This is a genomic window from Aeromonas sp. QDB18, from assembly GCF_027705325.1.
Taxonomy (GTDB): Bacteria; Pseudomonadota; Gammaproteobacteria; order Enterobacterales; family Aeromonadaceae; genus Aeromonas; species Aeromonas caviae.
On sequence record NZ_JAPDBQ010000104.1, the window covers coordinates 1 to 15,626 of the forward strand.

15 protein-coding genes are annotated in these 15,626 nt (G+C 63.1%); 1 reads left to right on the forward strand and 14 read right to left on the reverse strand.

The window, feature by feature from the left end; genetic code table 11:
• Positions 1-112 precede the first annotated feature (112 nt).
• From lipA to leuS, 14 genes are all read right to left on the reverse strand, one after another.
• On the reverse strand, positions 113-1,078 hold the full coding sequence (gene lipA / locus OKC30_RS14875; RefSeq protein WP_109111910.1) for a lipoyl synthase: 966 nt from the start codon (positions 1,076-1,078) through the stop codon (positions 113-115).
• A gap of 85 nt (positions 1,079-1,163) precedes the next feature.
• Positions 1,164-1,856: a lipoyl(octanoyl) transferase LipB gene (gene lipB / locus OKC30_RS14880; RefSeq protein WP_010673755.1), complete on the reverse strand. Its 693-nt coding sequence runs from the start codon at positions 1,854-1,856 to the stop codon at positions 1,164-1,166.
• Positions 1,857-1,949: 93 nt separating this feature from the next.
• Positions 1,950-2,213, reverse strand: coding sequence for a DUF493 family protein YbeD (gene ybeD / locus OKC30_RS14885; RefSeq protein WP_010673756.1), 264 nt, complete (start codon positions 2,211-2,213; stop codon positions 1,950-1,952).
• Between the two features lie 279 nt (positions 2,214-2,492).
• On the reverse strand, positions 2,493-3,722 hold the full coding sequence (locus tag OKC30_RS14890; protein ID WP_160838704.1) for a D-alanyl-D-alanine carboxypeptidase family protein: 1,230 nt from the start codon (positions 3,720-3,722) through the stop codon (positions 2,493-2,495).
• Positions 3,723-3,887: 165 nt separating this feature from the next.
• Positions 3,888-4,817 carry a septal ring lytic transglycosylase RlpA family protein gene (locus tag OKC30_RS14895; protein ID WP_160838702.1) on the reverse strand — a complete coding sequence of 310 codons (930 nt, stop codon included), beginning with the start codon at positions 4,815-4,817 and terminating at the stop codon, positions 3,888-3,890.
• The gene (gene mltB / locus OKC30_RS14900; protein ID WP_104455451.1) at positions 4,759-5,757 is read right to left on the reverse strand and encodes a lytic murein transglycosylase B; all 999 of its coding nucleotides are present in this window, start codon (positions 5,755-5,757) and stop codon (positions 4,759-4,761) included. Before mltB ends, OKC30_RS14895 begins: the two co-directional genes overlap by 59 nt.
• Positions 5,757-6,860, reverse strand: coding sequence for a rod shape-determining protein RodA (gene rodA / locus OKC30_RS14905; protein WP_010673760.1), 1,104 nt, complete (start codon positions 6,858-6,860; stop codon positions 5,757-5,759). Before rodA ends, mltB begins: the two co-directional genes overlap by 1 nt.
• Complete coding sequence (gene mrdA, locus OKC30_RS14910) at positions 6,857-8,770, reverse strand: penicillin-binding protein 2 (protein ID WP_270809659.1); 1,914 nt, start codon at positions 8,768-8,770, stop codon at positions 6,857-6,859. The genes rodA and mrdA overlap by 4 nt, the downstream gene beginning before the upstream one ends.
• Positions 8,771-8,834: 64 nt before the next feature.
• On the reverse strand, positions 8,835-9,302 hold the full coding sequence (rlmH, locus tag OKC30_RS14915; RefSeq protein ID WP_005298242.1) for a 23S rRNA (pseudouridine(1915)-N(3))-methyltransferase RlmH: 468 nt from the start codon (positions 9,300-9,302) through the stop codon (positions 8,835-8,837).
• A 21-nt stretch (positions 9,303-9,323) separates the two neighbouring features.
• Positions 9,324-9,665 carry a ribosome silencing factor gene (gene rsfS, locus OKC30_RS14920; RefSeq protein ID WP_010673762.1) on the reverse strand — a complete coding sequence of 114 codons (342 nt, stop codon included), beginning with the start codon at positions 9,663-9,665 and terminating at the stop codon, positions 9,324-9,326.
• 212 nt (positions 9,666-9,877) lie between these two features.
• Positions 9,878-10,531, reverse strand: a complete 654-nt coding sequence (nadD, locus tag OKC30_RS14925) for a nicotinate-nucleotide adenylyltransferase (protein WP_160838700.1) — start codon at positions 10,529-10,531, stop codon at positions 9,878-9,880.
• Positions 10,525-11,559, reverse strand: coding sequence for a DNA polymerase III subunit delta (holA, locus tag OKC30_RS14930; protein ID WP_270809660.1), 1,035 nt, complete (start codon positions 11,557-11,559; stop codon positions 10,525-10,527). The genes nadD and holA overlap by 7 nt, the downstream gene beginning before the upstream one ends.
• Positions 11,560-11,586: 27 nt before the next feature.
• Positions 11,587-12,069, reverse strand: coding sequence for an LPS-assembly lipoprotein LptE (locus OKC30_RS14935; protein WP_043153202.1), 483 nt, complete (start codon positions 12,067-12,069; stop codon positions 11,587-11,589).
• Between the two features lie 112 nt (positions 12,070-12,181).
• The gene (gene leuS, locus OKC30_RS14940; RefSeq protein WP_160838696.1) at positions 12,182-14,758 is read right to left on the reverse strand and encodes a leucine--tRNA ligase; all 2,577 of its coding nucleotides are present in this window, start codon (positions 14,756-14,758) and stop codon (positions 12,182-12,184) included.
• A 251-nt stretch (positions 14,759-15,009) separates the two neighbouring features.
• Here leuS and OKC30_RS14945 point away from each other — a divergent pair, with 251 nt between their 5' ends.
• The gene (locus tag OKC30_RS14945; protein WP_160838694.1) at positions 15,010-15,498 is read left to right on the forward strand and encodes a zinc ribbon-containing protein; all 489 of its coding nucleotides are present in this window, start codon (positions 15,010-15,012) and stop codon (positions 15,496-15,498) included.
• Positions 15,499-15,626 lie beyond the last annotated feature (128 nt).

A 15,626-nucleotide genomic window follows, 5' to 3' on the forward strand; every position in this document is an offset into this window, starting at 1 on the left:
ACCCAACAAGGAGTTTCGGATTCTTACACAGCCTGAGGATCGGTCAATGGATCCTTAACTGATCGGCATTACGCCCAGGGGCGCTCTTTTTTCTGCCAGCAGGAAAAGAGGCTTATTTGACCTCTTCCCCCTTGGCTTGCAGGTCTGCGTGGTAGGAGGAACGCACGAAGGGACCGCAGGCGGCGTGGCTGAAGCCGAGCTCCATGGCGACATCCTTGAGTTCGTCGAACTCTGCGGGCGGCACATAGCGCTTCACCGGCAGGTGGTGGCGGCTCGGTTGCAGATACTGGCCCAGGGTCAGCATGTTGACGCCGTGCTCGCGCAGATCCTTGAGCACCTCGACGATCTCCTCGTTGGTCTCGCCAAGGCCCATCATCAGACCGGACTTGGTCGGCACGTGGGGGTGCATTTCCTTGATGCGGCGCAGCAGCTCCAGAGACCACTTGTAGTCGGCGCCCGGACGGGCGACCCGGTACATGCGCGGGGCGGTTTCCAGGTTGTGGTTGAAGACGTCAGGCGGGGTCTCGCGGAACACCTCCAGCGCCTGCTCCATCCGGCCACGGAAGTCCGGGGTCAGGATCTCGATGCGGGTCTGGGGGCTGTGCTCGCGGATCTCGCGGATGCAGTCGGCGAAGTGCTGGGCACCGCCGTCCCGCAGATCGTCGCGGTCCACCGAGGTGATCACCACGTACTTGAGGTTCATCTCCTTGATGGTGAGTGCCAGCTTCTTCGGTTCCTCCGGATCCAGCGGCAACGGACGGCCGTGGGCCACGTCGCAGAAGGGGCATCGGCGGGTACAGATGGCGCCCATGATCATGAAGGTCGCGGTGCCGTGGTTGAAGCACTCCGCCAGGTTGGGGCAGGAAGCCTCTTCACACACAGAGTGCAGCTTGTTCTTGCGCAGGGTGCTCTTGATGTGCTCGATCTTCTGGCTCGACGGCGGCAGCTTGATCCGCATCCACTCCGGCTTGCGCAGCACTTCCTCGTTGGGATCCGGCATGAATTTCACCGGGATCAGGGCCATCTTGTCGCCATCGCGCAGCTTGACGCCCGGCTCCATACGAACGGGTTTGCTCATGATTCACTCTCGGTGTTTGTTATTGTCTGGTTGATAGCCACCAGGGTCATCTCTGTGCCCTCATGGCCAGGCAGCATGGGCTTGCTCATGCCGCCTCTTCGGTATTCGTGATCTCTTGGTAGCCAATCAGGCGGGCCAGCTCCGTCACCAGCAGGGACTGTGCCTCGGCGACGCTCTGCGGGCCGCCCAGGGCGCTGGTCTGGGTCATGGCCATACCCGCATAGCCGCACGGATTGATGCGCAGGAAGGGGGTCATGTCCATGTTGACGTTGAGAGCCAACCCGTGGAACGAGCACCCCTTGCGAATGCGCAAGCCCAGGGACGCCAGCTTGGCCTCCATGCCCAGATCGCTCTTCACGTAGACGCCCGGGGCATCGGCCTTGGCGTAGGCCTCGATATTGCTTTTGGCGAGCGTGTTGATGATGGCGGTTTCGAGGCAGGTCACCAGCTCCCGTACAGAGAGCTTGCTGCGGCGCACATCCACCAGCACGTAGAGCACCAGCTGGCCCGGGCCGTGATAGGTCACCTGGCCACCGCGATCACTCTGCACCACCGGGATGTTGCCGGGGGCGAGCAGGTGTTCGGCCTTGCCGGCCTGACCCTGGGTGTAGACGGGGTCATGCTCCACCACCCAGAACTCGTCCGGGGTGTCGGGGGTGCGATTGTCGGTGAACGCCTTCATGGCGTCCCACACCGGCTGGTAGGGGCGACGGCCCAGCTGTCTGACGAGCAGTTGGCCGGCTGACGGTTGTGGCTCGGCGGGCGTTTCGAGTGACATCTTTCCTCACTGGCGGCGCGGTGTCGGTACGGTCGCCGCTGCGACCGGGCGGCAAATAATCAGTCGCCCCGGTGGCGGGGCGAGAGAGGCAACTTACAGGACGTAACGAACCAGCTCGATCTTGCCAAGGGCGGTATACATGGCCTCGATGTGTTCCTTGCTCTGGGCGGTGACCGTCACCCGTACCGAGTGATAGTTGCCCTTGGAGCTCGGTTGAACGGTCGGGCTGTAGGTGCCGGGAGCATGTTGCTGCAGCACTTCCACCACCATGTCGGGCAGGGCGGGATCGGCCACGCCAAGCACCTTGAACGGGAACTTGCAGGGGAACTCCAGCAGTTCATCAAACTTGGTATTCATCTACTTCACCTTTCTGGGTCGCCGGGAAGCGACGTCATCTTTACGTCTTTGAGGGCCGCCGAAACGGTCCCCTCATCTGCCCCCAGGGGGCAGTTCCCAGTCTATATGGGCATGAGCCGCCTCGGGATCAAGACCCGGCGGTGCGGCAAGACGTGGAAATGCTGCTTTTTACCACAAATCGTCAGTCGGCGGAACCTGCAGATTACAGGGTTATTGACTGGACAGACCGCAAAAGACAGCAGCGGCGCCTGTTGGCGCCGCTGCTTGAGGAAGGGTCTGTTACTTGAACCAGCTGGAGACCAGCATCACCAGGTAATCCCACAGGCGGCTCATCAGGCCACCTTCCTGCACCTCTTCCAGGGCAACCAGGGGAACCTGCTTGATCTCCTTGTCCCCTTGCTTGAGGTACACGGTGCCGACGCGCTGGCCCTTGGCCAGGGGCGCCTTCAGCTCGCTTTCCAGCTGGAAGTCTGCCTTGAGGTTGTTGCCCTGGCCACGGGTGACCAGCACGGAGACGTCCTTGTCGACCCCCAGCTTCACTTCCGGCTTGTCGCCCATCCAGAGCTTCTGGGTGACCAGTTCGGTGCCCGCCTTGTAGGGGGTCAGGCTTTGGAAGAAGCGGAAGCCGTAGGTGAGCAGCTTCTTGCTCTCGGCGGCGCGGGAAGCCTCGCTGTTTGCCCCCATGACCACGGCGATCAGGCGCATGCCTTCGTTGTTGGTGGCGGAAGAGACCAGGTTGTAGCCGACCTGGCTGACGTGACCTGTCTTGATGCCGTCAACCTGCAGGGATTGGTCCCACAGCAGGCGGTTGCGGTTGTGCTGGGTGATGCCGTTGAACACGAAGGACTTCTGGGAGTAGATCTTGTACTCCTCCGGCTGATCGTGGATCAGGGCCTGACCCAGGCGGGCCATGTCGCGGGCGGTACTGTAGTGGCCCTCTTCATCCAGGCCGTGGGGGTTCTTGAACTGGGAGTCCTTCATGCCGAGCTTGGTGGCCCAGGCGTTCATCAGGCTGGCAAAGGAGTCGGTGCTGCCCGCCAGGTGCTCGGCCATGGCGACACAGGCGTCGTTGCCGGACTGGATGATGATGCCCTTGTTGAGATCATCGACGGAGACCTGCTTGCCCACCTCGATGAACATCTTGGAGGAGTCGGAGTAGTTCTTGGACCAAGCGTTCTGGCTGATGGTCACCATGTCGGTGCCCTTGATGTTCCCTTTGTGCAGCTCGTCGCCGACGATGTAGGAGGTCATCATCTTGGTCAGGCTGGCGGGGGGCAGACGCTCGTCGGCGTTCTGCTCGGCCAGCACCTGGCCCGAGAAGTAGTCGATCAGGATGTGGGCCTTGGCGGAGATCTCGGGCGCGGCAGGCACCACCATGGGGGCGCTGTTCAAAGTGGGGACCGGCTGGGCACTCGGCAGGGCCGAATCCGGGGTCGGAACAGGCTGGTTGGCCTGAGCGGTGGCGCTTAACAGGGAGGCCAGAATAACGGAGCGGGCAAATTTGGACATCTTGAAATACCTGGTGCCTGGATGGGATGTACCCAAGTTGAAAAAAAGCGGCCCCCACTATACCAGATGTGCGTGTCGGTCATAGTCCGAGATGCGACCTGGACGGGATTTTATGGGATGGTCCCCAACCTCGCGTCGTATCCCGGCGCGAGGTCGGGGCGGGTATCAGGGCACGATGAAGGCCTGCTCCAACCCACCCTGGCGGATCTGCTCGAGCAGGGGGGCCTGCTTGTCGCTGGCCACGGGCCCGAGCAGGACGCGGAAGACGGCGCCGTGCGCCACCACCTGGTACGGCACGCCATAGCGCTGGGTCATCACCTTGCCCATGGCCTCCGCCCGCGCCTGCGAGCCGCTGGCAAGCACCTGGATCATCTTGCCCTGGGTCGCACCGGCCTTGGGAGGGGAGACGGTGGTGGTCGCCGTGGCGGCAGGAGCAGGAGCAGGGGCGGCCTTGGCCGGTGCCGTGGGGGCCGGCGCCTCGTTCACGAAGGAATTGGCTGCTGGCGCCGCAGGCTCCATGGGCGTCATCGGGGTCATGGGCACCATCTCCACCATCTGATCCGGCTGATCGGTGATGAGTTCGAGGCGCACCCGGGCCTCACCCCCTTCCACCATCTCCAGTTGCGCGGCGGCGGCGTGAGAGAGATCGATGAGGCGATCGCTGCCGAAGGGGCCGCGATCATTGACGCGTACTATGGTCTCCAGACCGTTGTCCAGATTGGTGACCCGCACGTAGCTTGGCAGGGGCAGGTTGCGGTGGGCGGCGCTGAACAGGGTGCTGTCCTGCACGTCGCCGTTGGCAGTCTTGTTGCCGTCCAGATCCCGGGAGAGCCAGCTGGCAGTGCCTTCCTCGCTGTAGTGCTTGATGTCGCGCCACACCTCAAACTTCTGCTTTCCGATCCAGTAGTCCCGGTTGCCGCTCTCGCTCATGGGTTCGGGGCGGGGAATGGCGCCGGTCGCCTGGGGGATCTCGATGACCTGGGGCTTCTCCTGGGGGGCGGGCTCCGGGGGCAGCGGCTGGGGTTCGGGTTGGCTGCTACAGGCGGCCAGCAACAAGGTCAGGCTGAGGGGAAGAAGTTTGTGGCTGTAATGCATAAGCGTCCTGGATTGCTTGACTGAGTTGATGCACCGCCATCGCATAGAGAGGGCTGCGATTGTAGCGGGTGATCACGTAAAAATTGTGGCGCGCGACCCAGTATTCCGGTCCTTCGGCCTGCTCCATCGCCAGCAGTTTTACCGGTGTCTCGGGTGACGGCGGTGTGGCGACTTCAATGCCCGCAGCGGCCAGCTCTGCCCAGCGGTGCCTTAGCTCGGGCTCGGGTGCAAGCAGGGTACCTACTGGCGCCAATCCGATCAAGGCGGGCTCCACCACCGGCTCGCCCCAGCGCCAGTGGTGCAGGGCGAAGTAGTTGGCCACGCTGCCGATGGCATCTGCCGGGTTGGCGAAGAGATCCCGCTTGCCGTCTCCGTCGAAGTCGACCGCGTAGTGGCGGTAGCTGGAGGGCATGAACTGGCCCATGCCCATGGCGCCGGCATAGGAGCCCTTGAGATTGGTGAGCGGCCACTTCTCTTCCCGGGCAAGCAGCACCAGCTGGGCAAACTCCTTGGCGAAGAAATCCGCCCGTTCGGGGTAGTGGAATCCCAGGGTGTAAAGGCTGTCGAGCACCGGGTGGCGCCCCATCTGTCGACCGTAAAAGGTCTCGATGCCGATGATGGCGACGATGAGGGAGGCGGGGACCTGGTAGGTCTGCTCGGCCCGTGCCAGGGTGGCGGCATGGCGCTGCCAGAATCCCACTCCGTCCCGGATGCGCTCCGGGGTGACGAACAGCGGCCTGTAGCGGTGCCAGGGCTTGGCTTCCCAGGGGCGGCGGATGGTGTCCAGCACCTCCTGGCGCAGGCTGGCCTGGGCGGCGGCGGCCTGCAACTCTGCCAGCGGCACCTGCTGCTGCTCGGCCAGCAGGCTGAGCCGGGCCGGCGAGACGGCAGCACTCGCCGTCAGGGTGCACAGAGATAGAGCCAGCCAGCCGAGCCGCATCAGGCGAGCAGCCGCCTGTGGGTCTGGATGGACATCAGAACGCCGAAGCCCGCCATCAGGGTCACCATGGAGGTGCCGCCGTAGCTCACCAGTGGCAGGGGAACCCCTACCACCGGCAGGATGCCGCTTACCATGCCCATGTTGACGAACACATAGACGAAGAAGGTCAGGGTCAGGGCGCCCCCCAGCAGGCGTTCGAAGCTGTTCTGGGCCTGCATGGAGATAAACAGGCAGCGGCTGATGATGTAGAGGTAGATGACCAGCAAGAGGGCCACTCCCACCAGACCGAACTCCTCGCTGAAGACGGCGAAAATGAAGTCGGTGTGGCGCTCTGGCAGGAATTCGAGCTGTGACTGGGTGCCTTGCAGCCACCCCTTGCCGAACACGCCGCCGGAGCCGATCGCAATCTTGGACTGGATGATGTGATAGCCGCGACCGAGCGGGTCCTTCTCCGGGTCCAGCAGCATCAGCACCCGCTGGCGCTGGTAGTCGTGCATCAGGAAGAACCAGAGTACCGGCATGAAGGCGCAGATGAGCAAGACCGCGAGCCCGATGAGCCACCAGCTGATCCCCGCCAGGAAGATGACGAAGAAGCCGGAAGCGGCCACCAGGATGGAGGTGCCGAGATCGGGTTGGGCCGCGATCAGCAGGGTGGGCAGCAGCACCATCACCAGGGCGATCATCACATGGCTGAACTTTGGCGGCAGGGAGTGCCGGCTGAGCCAGGCGGCCACCATGATGGGCATGGAGAGTTTCATCACCTCGGAGGGTTGGAACTTCATGAAGCCGAGATCGAGCCAGCGCTGGGCCCCCTTGCCGATATGGCCGAACACGTCCACCGCGATGAGCAGCAGCACCACCACCGCAAACAGGGGCACCGACCAGCGGGCATAGAGGGAGGGCGGCAGCTGGGCCATGCCGATCATCAGACCGAAGGCCAGGGCGCCGCGCACCAGCTGGCGCACGATGGAGTCGAGATCCTGGCCCGAGGCGGAGTAGAGCACCACCATGGAGAGGGCCATCAGGGTCAGCAGGCCGAGCAGCAGCGGCAGGTCGATGTGCAGCTTGTACCAGATGCTCTGCTGGCGGGCAGAATTACTCATTGGGAAACGACCTCACTCGGTTGGGACGGCTTTTCCGGTGCCGGTGGCAACTGGGGTTCCGGCGGGAGCAGATAGGCATCCAGCATGTGGCGGGCGACCGGTGCCGCCATGGCGCTGCCGCCCCCGGCGTTCTCCAGCACCAGGGCGACGACCGCCTTGGGTGCCTCGAAGGGGGCGAAGGCGACGAACAGGGCGTTGTCGCGGTGCTCCACCTTGGTGGTGGCCGCGTTGTAGACCTGGTTCTCCTTGAGGCCCACCACCTGGGCGGTGCCGGACTTGCCCGCCGCCTTGTAGGGGGTATTGGCGAAGACGCGGCGCCCCGTCCCTTCGTGGCCGTTGATGACGCGCCACATGCCGTCCTTGGCCACCTGCCAGTAGGTATCGCTCTTGGCGGCGATGGCCACGTTCGGGTTGATGGGGGCGTTGACCACGCCATCGGAGGAGGCGGTGCTCTTGAGCAGGTGCGGCGTCACGTCGTGACCGTTCTGGGTCAGGATGCTGATGGCCTTGGCGAGCTGGATCGGGGTGGCGCTCCAGTAGCCCTGGCCGATGCCGATGGAGATGGTGTCCCCCTGGTACCAGGGTTGACGCCAGCGGGCCATCTTCCAGTCCCGGGAGGGCATGACGCCCCGGGTCTCTTCATAGAGGTCCACGCCGCTGTACTGGCCGAAGCCGAACTTGGTCATGTAGCTGTTGATCTTGTCGATGCCGACCCGGTAGGCGAGATCGTAGAAATAGGTATCCGCCGAGACCTCGATGGCGCGATAGACGTCGAGCCAGCCGTGGCCCCAGCGGCGCCAGTCCCGGAACTTCTTGGTGGTGCCCGGGATGGAGAAGCTGGGCCCGCCGAAGTAGCGGTAATTGGGGGTGATCGCCCCCTCGTTGAGCCCCATCACCGCCATCATGGGCTTGACGGTGGAGCCGGGGGCATAGATGCCCTGGGTGGTGCGGTTCACCAGCGGCCGGGCGGGATCGTTGAGCAGCGCCGAGTAGTTGGCGCTGGAGATGCCGGTCACGAACAGGTTGGGGTCGTAGCTCGGGCTCGACTCCATGGCCAGGATGGCGCCGGTGTTGGGCTCCATCATCACGATGGCGCCCCGGCGGCCGGCCAGCAGCTCCTGGGCCTTCAACTGCAGGCGGATGTCGATGTTGAGGTAGATGTCCTTGCCGGGCTCGGGGGGCTGGAATTTCAGGGTACGTAACACCCGGCCGCGGTTGTTCACCTCGACCTCCTGATAACCCGCCACGCCGTGCAGCTGATCCTCGTAGTACTTCTCCACCCCCTGTTTGCCGATGTCCTTGGTGGCGGCATAGTTGGCGAGCTTCTCCTCCTTCTCGAGGCGCTCCACGTCACGGGTGTTGATCTTGGCCACGTAGCCCAGGGCATGGGTCAGGGTGTCGCCGAACGGGTAGTAGCGCTTGAGGTAGGCCTCGATGCTGGCCCCCGGGTAGTTGTGCTGGTTGACCGAGAAGAGGGCGACCTGGTATTCGGTCAGCTTCTCGAACAGGGGCACGGGCTTGAAGCGGCGCTGACGCTTGACCTCGGCCAGGAACTTCTCCTTGGTCCCCTCCGGCAGGGCCAGCAGGGTGATGAGGTCGTCCGCGGTCTTCTCCAGGTTCTCGGTCTCTTCGGGCACGATCTCCAGGCTGTAGACCGGGCGGTTTTCCGCCAGCAGGACACCGTTGGCGTCGTAGATGAGGCCACGGGGCGGCGCCACCGGCACCACACGGATGCGGTTGTCGTTGGATCGGGTCTGATAGGTTTCGTAAGACTCTACTTGCAGGTAGTAGAGGTTAGCCAGCAGCACCAGCATGAGGGTGACCATGCCGATGTAGGCGACCAGGGTGCGCCGGAAGAACAGACGTCCCTCGGCACTGTGATCGCGCATTTCAATGCGATTCTTCAGCATGCCGTTACCTTGTGGCTGACGTGCGGGTGAGAGAGGAGAAATGCATGCTCAGGGTCGGCATGGGTCACTCTCTGTGATAAGGGTGATTGGTGGTGATGCTCCAGGCGCGATAGAGGCTCTCGGCCACGAGTACCCGCACCAGGGGATGGGGCAGGGTCAGGGGCGAGAGCGACCAGCTCTGCTCCGCAGCAGCCTTGCACTCGGGGGAGAGCCCCTCCGGGCCACCTACCAGCAGCGCCACATCCCTGCCATCCAGCTTCCAGGCTTCCAGTTGCACGGCGAGCTGCTCCGTGGTCCAGGGCTTGCCCGGAATGTCCAGAGTCACGATGCGGGAGCGGCCGGCGGCGGCCAGCATGGCTTCCCCTTCCTTTTGCAGGATGCGGGGAATGTCGGCATTCTTGCCGCGCTTGCCTGCGCCGATCTCGACCAGCTCGAACGGCATGTCTTTGGGGAAGCGGCGACGGTACTCTTCGAAGCCATGCTCTACCCAGGCAGGCATCTTGGTGCCCACGGCAATCAACTGGATCTTCATCTTTGGTTACGCTGTCGCCCTTTATTGCGAATTGACCTGGGCGGCGCCGCTCCAGAGTTTTTCCAGCTGGTAGAAGTCGCGGTACTCATCCTGCATCACGTGCACGATGACCGACCCCATGTCCACCAGCACCCACTCACCGGTGAGTTCCCCCTCCACGCTCAGCAGGTCGAGCCCCGCATGACGGGCCTCGCTGGCGAGGTTGTGGGCGATGGCACTGACGTGACGATTGGAGTTGCCGGAGCAGATGATCATGGTGTCCGTGATGCTGGATTTGCCGCGCACATCGAGGGTGATGATGTCGCGGCCTTTCATGTCATCGATCTTGTCGACGATAAAGGCGAGCAATTCTTGGCCTTGCAATGTCTTCTCCTATCTTCCGGCGCCAGAGGGCGGCGGATTATATCATGGTCACTCCCGTTTCCCAGCCTGGCAAAGGGAGCATCGCCCGGGGAGCCGTCCCGTGGGGGAGGGGCCCCTTGACGATCACTATAGTGTGCAACCCGGCCTGGCAATAGTCAGGGCCGGGCCCGGTGTGCCCGGACGTGTCGGCTGACCCGCCTGCGTGGCGCCGTTTACTGCGTTGCCGATGAGCGGTAGAGCCCGTGGCGCCGGATATAGTCGGCGACCGGGTTGGGCAGCAGGTATTTGGGATCCTGGCCTGCCGCGAGCAGGGCACGCAGGCGTGTGGCCGACAGCTCGACGGGCAGGTTGTCACAAAGCCAGACATGACCGTGGCGCTGGCGATGGAGATCCTGAATATCCCGGGTCTGGTGGCGGGCCAGCAGCTCGGCCACCTGGACGGGATAATCCGGTTGCCAGCCTGGGCGGCAGCTCACCACCAGATGGGCGTAATCGAGCAACTCCTGCCAGCGGTGCCAGCCCGGCAGGCCGAGCAGGGAATCCATCCCCATCAAAAAGCAGAGCGGGGTGTCCGGCAGCTCGCTCCTCAACTCGATAAGGGTGTCGATAGTCCAGGAGGGAGTGTCGCGCCTGAGCTCCCGCTCATCCACCACGAATCCCGGGTTGTCCGCCGCAGCCAGCGCGACCATGGCGAGCCGCTGCTCGCTGGAGCAGAGCGGATTGGCCCGGTGGGGCGGGATATGGTTCGGGAGCAGGCGCACCTCGGCCAGACCCAGGGCATCCCGTGCCTCGATGGCGGGCCTCAGGTGACCGATGTGAATGGGATCGAAGGTGCCGCCGAGGATCCCGATGGGCGGTGTCAGCATGATTCCGTCTCCAGCAGGGGGAGCGGGGTACCGTCACGAAAGCCGAGGGCGATGGTTTGCAGCATCAGCCAGGCTTGCTCGGTGTCGAAATGGCGCTGGGCATGGTCCAGCTGGGCCATCAGTTGCCAGAGCTGTCGGATCTTGGGGAAGGGAAGTCGGGTCAGCGCCTGCTGGATGAGCTGCTGGCGACTCTGCCAGATGCGCAGGCGGCTGAAATGCTCCACCAGGGGCTGTCCGGCGCGGGCGGCCAGCGCCAGCTCGGTGAGCTGCTTCAGTTCGCGGCACAGGGTCCAGGCCAGCATGCCGGGTTCGGTGCCCTCGGCGCGAAGGGCCAGCAGGATGCGCTGGGCCCGGTTCACCTTTCCTTCCAGCAGGGTATCGACGAGCTGGAAGGGAGTGAAGTGGGCGTGGCGGATGATGGTCTCCTGCAGATAGGCGACGCTGATGGGCTGGGGCGGCGAGAGCAGGGTCAGCTTCTCGATCTCCTGGCTCGCGGCCAGCAGGTTGCCCTCGTAGGCGTGGCACATGAAATTGACCGCATCCGGCAGTGCCTTGAGGCCGAAGCGCTGAAAGCGGGCGCTCATCCAGCGCGGGAAGAAGCGGGGCTCGGGGTGGTTGACCGGTACATAGGTGCCGCTCTGGCTCAGCTTGTCGAACCAGGACGCCTTCATTTGGGTCTGGTTGAGGCGATTGCCGCTCAGCACCAGCAGCAGGTCGGGGTGGAGCTGCTTGCCAATGTCGCTGATGCGGGCGGCGAGATCCTTGTCGATCTTTGCGGGCAGCTCCAGCTCGATGATCTGGCGGGCCGAGAACAGGCTCATGGCCTGGCAGGCATCGTAGACCTGGTTCCAGTCCAGCCCCTGTTCCACCACGAAGCTGTGGCGTTCATCGAAGCCCTGTTTGCGCGCTACCTGGCGCACGGCGTCGACGGCTTCCAGCTTGAGCAGGGGCTCGTCCCCGAAAATGAGATAGCAGGGCTTGAGCCCTGCCTTGAGGTGATCCGCAAACTGCTCGGGATAGACTCTCATCAACACCCTCTCATCAAGATACGCGCATCAGAACTTGACCTGACTGAGCTGGCGAATAACCAGGTTGGCGGCCTGTTCCTGCATCTCCTTGCCCAGCTGCTCCTGCTCGCGGGAGGAGGCGAGTGCCGCATCCGGCTTGTTCAGGAAGCTGCGGTTGAAGGTGATGGGGAAGACCTGGGTCGGTTTGCCCGGCATGACCACGGTGAACTGGGTGCTGTAACTCAGCAGGTATTCGCGGTCCTGGCCGATGGAGTCGACCGAGGCGACCTGGCTGCGGCTACGTACCCCGGCCAGGGTCAGCACCGGGATGCCCTCCTTGTCGGCGAGTTCGACGCCAGCGGCCTTGAGACGGGTGGTGACCAGTCGGTAGAAGTCGCTCTTGTTGTCACCGACCACTTTCATGGTCATCAGCTCGGGGGGAATGGCGGTGCCCCGCATCTGAAAACCGCAGGCCTGCAGAAGCAGCCCTGCCAGCACGATGGCCATCCAGCGCGTGAAGATGGTGCCCATAAAAAATCCTCTTTGCATGAAGGGAAGAGCGGCGGGCGCAGGGCCCGCCGTCATCATCCGTGTGTCGTCAGCCCCTGGCCCGGACTGTCGGCCGCCGCCAGGGGAGGCTTCATCAGTTGGCCACGATGTTGAGCAGTTTGCCCGGCACGTACACGACTTTGCGCACGGTCAGACCGTCGGTGAACTTCTGTACGGACGCATCGGCCATGGCCAGCTTCTCGACGTCGGCCTGGCTTATCTCGGCCGGCACGGTCAGCTTGCCGCGCATCTTGCCGTTGATCTGCACCACCACCAGCTTCTCGGTCTCGACCATGGCCGCTTCGTCAGCCACCGGCCAGGCCGCGACATCGATGTCCCCTTCCTTGCCCAGCATTTTCCACAGCTCGAAGCCGATGTGCGGGGTGATGGGGTAGAGCATGACCACGACCGCTTCCAGCGCTTCCTGCATCAGGGCGCGATCCTGAGCGTCACTGCCCAGTTTGGCCAGGTTGTTCATCAGCTCCATGATGGCGGCGATGGCGGTGTTGAAGGTCTGACGGCGACCCACATCGTCGCTCACCTTGGCGATGGTCTTGTGCAGCTCGCGGCGCACGGCTTTCTGGTCGCTGGTGAGGGCGGCGACGTCCAGTGCGGCAACGGCGCCACCGGATACGTGCTCGAAGGTGATGCGCCACAGGCGGCGCAGGAAGCGCTGGGCACCTTCCACGCCGGAGTCGGACCACTCCAGGGTCATCTCGGCCGGGGAGGCGAACATCATGAACAAACGGACGGTATCGGCGCCGTAACGCTCCACCATCAGCTGCGGGTCGATGCCGTTGTTCTTGGACTTGGACATCTTGGTCATGCCGGAGTGCATCACTTCACGACCCTCAAGGTCGACAGCCTTGGTGATGCGGCCCTTGTCGTCGCGCTCAACCTTGACGTCGAGGGGGCTGACCCAGACGTTGCCGCCCTTCTCATCCTTGTAGTAGAAGGCGTCGGCCAGCACCATGCCCTGGCAGAGCAGGCGCTTGAACGGCTCGTCGCTGTTCACGAGGCCCGCATCACGCAGCAGCTTGTGGAAGAAGCGGGCATAGAGCAGGTGCATACAGGCGTGCTCGATGCCGCCGATGTATTGATCCACCGGCAGCCAGTGGTTGGCAGCCGCCGGATCCAGCATGCCCTTGTCGTAGTCCGGGGAGCAGTAGCGGGCGTAGTACCAGGAGGACTCCATGAAGGTGTCGAAGGTATCGGTCTCGCGGAACGCTTCCTGGCCGTTGTAGGTGGTCTTTGCCCACTCGGCGTCGGCCTTGATGGGGCTCTGGATACCGTCCATCACCACGTCTTCCGGCAGCAGAACCGGCAGCTGATCTTCCGGGGTCGGCACCACGGTACCGTCGGCCAGGGTCAGCATGGGGATGGGGGCGCCCCAGTAGCGCTGACGGGAAACCCCCCAGTCGCGCAGACGGTAGTTGACGGTGCGCTTGCCCTTGCCGAGCCCTTCCAGCTTGTTGGCGATGGCATCGAAGGCACCCTGGAAGTCGAGGCCGTCGAACTCGCCGGAGTTGAACAGCACGCCCTTCTCGGTATAAGCCGCTTCGCTCACGTCGACGTCACCATCAATCGGCTTGATGACAGGCTTGATCTCGAGGCCGTACTTGGTGGCGAATTCGTGATCACGCAGGTCGTGACCCGGAACCGCCATCACGGCGCCGGTGCCGTAGTTCATCAGCACGAAGTTGGCGACCCAGACCGGCACCTTGCGGCCATCCAGCGGGTGAATGGCGTAGAGGCCGGTGGCCATGCCCTTCTTCTCCATGGTGGCCAGTTCAGCTTCGGCTACCTTGGTGTTCTTGCACTCTTCGATGAAGGCGGCCAGCTCCGGATTGTTCTGGGCTGCTTGCAGCGCCAGCGGGTGACCGGCAGCGATACCGACATAGGTGACGCCCATGAAGGTGTCCGGACGTGTGGTGTAGACCTCCAGCTGCTCGGTCTGACCGTCGATATTGAAGCTGATGTTGACCCCTTCGGAGCGGCCAATCCAGTTGCGCTGCATGGTCTTGACCATTTCCGGCCAGCCTTCCAGATTGTCGATGTCGTTCAACAGCTCTTCGGCGTAGTCGGTGATCTTGATGAACCACTGGGGGATCTCTTTCTGTTCCACCGGGGTATCACAGCGCCAGCAGCAGTTGTCCACTACCTGCTCGTTGGCGAGCACCGTCATGTCGTTCGGGCACCAGTTGACGGAGGAAGTCTTCTTGTAGACCAGGCCCTTCTCGTAGAGCTTGGTGAAGAACCACTGCTCCCAGCGGTAGTAGTCCGGCTTGCAGGTGGCCAGCTCCCGATCCCAGTCATAACCCAGACCCAGCATCTTCAGCTGGTTCTTCATGTATTCGATGTTTTCGTAGGTCCAGGGGGCCGGCGCCGTGTTGTTCTTGATGGCGGCGTTTTCTGCCGGCAGGCCGAAGGCGTCCCAACCGATGGGTTGCAGCACGTTCTTGCCATTGAGCCGTTGATAACGGGAGATCACATCACCTATGGTGTAGTTGCGAACGTGCCCCATGTGTAGACGACCAGACGGATAGGGGAACATGGAGAGGCAGTAGAACTTTTCCTTGTCTACTTTCTCCACCGCCTTGAAGGTTTTCTTGGCATCCCAGTGCTTCTGCACTGCTGGTTCTATGGATTGGGGAACGTATTGCTCTTGCATTGGTGACATCCGGATCTGTGAAATGAATAGATAAAACGGCTGGGAAATCCCGATAGAATACCCATATCCTGCGGCGGCAACAACCGCCAGCATCCGCCCGGTCTCGGGCCAGGTCCGGTACCCGCGAGGATTTGCAAAGCCGCAAGAGCCGCGAGAGTCGCAACGAAGTGAGAATGGCAACCGCCGCCCGTATCCGCCGAGCCCGAGGTCAGGGTCTGGCTCGATCGGGATTCAGCAGAGGAGTGATGGCCATGGACAAACGTCGACAAGGGTATGAAGCCTTTATCGCTCAGCTCAAGAAGCAGTGGGAAGAGACGGAAGCGTTTCAGGGAGAGCGCCTCAACCGGATGATCGCCAAGGTGCAGGCCTATCTGGAGGCGGCCGGGGATCTGACCCAGGACGAGCTGGCGCTGATCGCCGAGTATGTGAAGCGGGATCTGGGCAACTATGACGAGGGGCGCAAGGATGAGCAGGTGGAGGAGTCCGCCTTCATGCTGGCGCTCAAGGACACCGCCTGGTCCTGGCTGGCGGACGTGACCGACCGCACCCAGGTGGAGTGGCAGGAGTTGGCGGACGAGCTGGAACACAAGGGGGTCTACCGGGCGGGGGACTGGGTGGGACTCGGGGTGCTGGTGTGCGATCACTGCGAGTGGCGCCATACCGTGCTGCACCCGGAGCAGCTTGCCACCTGCCCCGAGTGCGGGGCCGATGAATATCATCGCGAGCCGCTGTCTCCTTGAGCCGCCAGACTGTGCCAAGCCATAAGCCAAACCATAAAAAGAGGCGCCCAAGGGCTAATGCCAGTCAGTTAAGCCTGACTGGCATTGTTTTTACTAGGTTTTCTCGTCGCATACTTCTGTGGTTTGGC

Coding starts and splice junctions, on each gene's coding strand:
- lipA (WP_109111910.1), bottom strand. CDS start 1,078: ATGAGCAAACCCGTTCGTATGGAGCCGGGCGTCAAGCTGCGCGATGGC.
- lipB (WP_010673755.1), bottom strand. CDS start 1,856: ATGTCACTCGAAACGCCCGCCGAGCCACAACCGTCAGCCGGCCAACTG.
- ybeD (WP_010673756.1), bottom strand. CDS start 2,213: ATGAATACCAAGTTTGATGAACTGCTGGAGTTCCCCTGCAAGTTCCCG.
- OKC30_RS14890 (WP_160838704.1), bottom strand. CDS start 3,722: ATGTCCAAATTTGCCCGCTCCGTTATTCTGGCCTCCCTGTTAAGCGCC.
- OKC30_RS14895 (WP_160838702.1), bottom strand. CDS start 4,817: ATGCATTACAGCCACAAACTTCTTCCCCTCAGCCTGACCTTGTTGCTG.
- mltB (WP_104455451.1), bottom strand. CDS start 5,757: ATGCGGCTCGGCTGGCTGGCTCTATCTCTGTGCACCCTGACGGCGAGT.
- rodA (WP_010673760.1), bottom strand. CDS start 6,860: ATGAGTAATTCTGCCCGCCAGCAGAGCATCTGGTACAAGCTGCACATC.
- mrdA (WP_270809659.1), bottom strand. CDS start 8,770: ATGCTGAAGAATCGCATTGAAATGCGCGATCACAGTGCCGAGGGACGT.
- rlmH (WP_005298242.1), bottom strand. CDS start 9,302: ATGAAGATCCAGTTGATTGCCGTGGGCACCAAGATGCCTGCCTGGGTA.
- nadD (WP_160838700.1), bottom strand. CDS start 10,531: ATGCTGACACCGCCCATCGGGATCCTCGGCGGCACCTTCGATCCCATT.
- holA (WP_270809660.1), bottom strand. CDS start 11,559: ATGAGAGTCTATCCCGAGCAGTTTGCGGATCACCTCAAGGCAGGGCTC.
- OKC30_RS14935 (WP_043153202.1), bottom strand. CDS start 12,069: ATGGGCACCATCTTCACGCGCTGGATGGCCATCGTGCTGGCAGGGCTG.
- leuS (WP_160838696.1), bottom strand. CDS start 14,758: ATGCAAGAGCAATACGTTCCCCAATCCATAGAACCAGCAGTGCAGAAG.
- OKC30_RS14945 (WP_160838694.1), top strand. CDS start 15,010: ATGGACAAACGTCGACAAGGGTATGAAGCCTTTATCGCTCAGCTCAAG.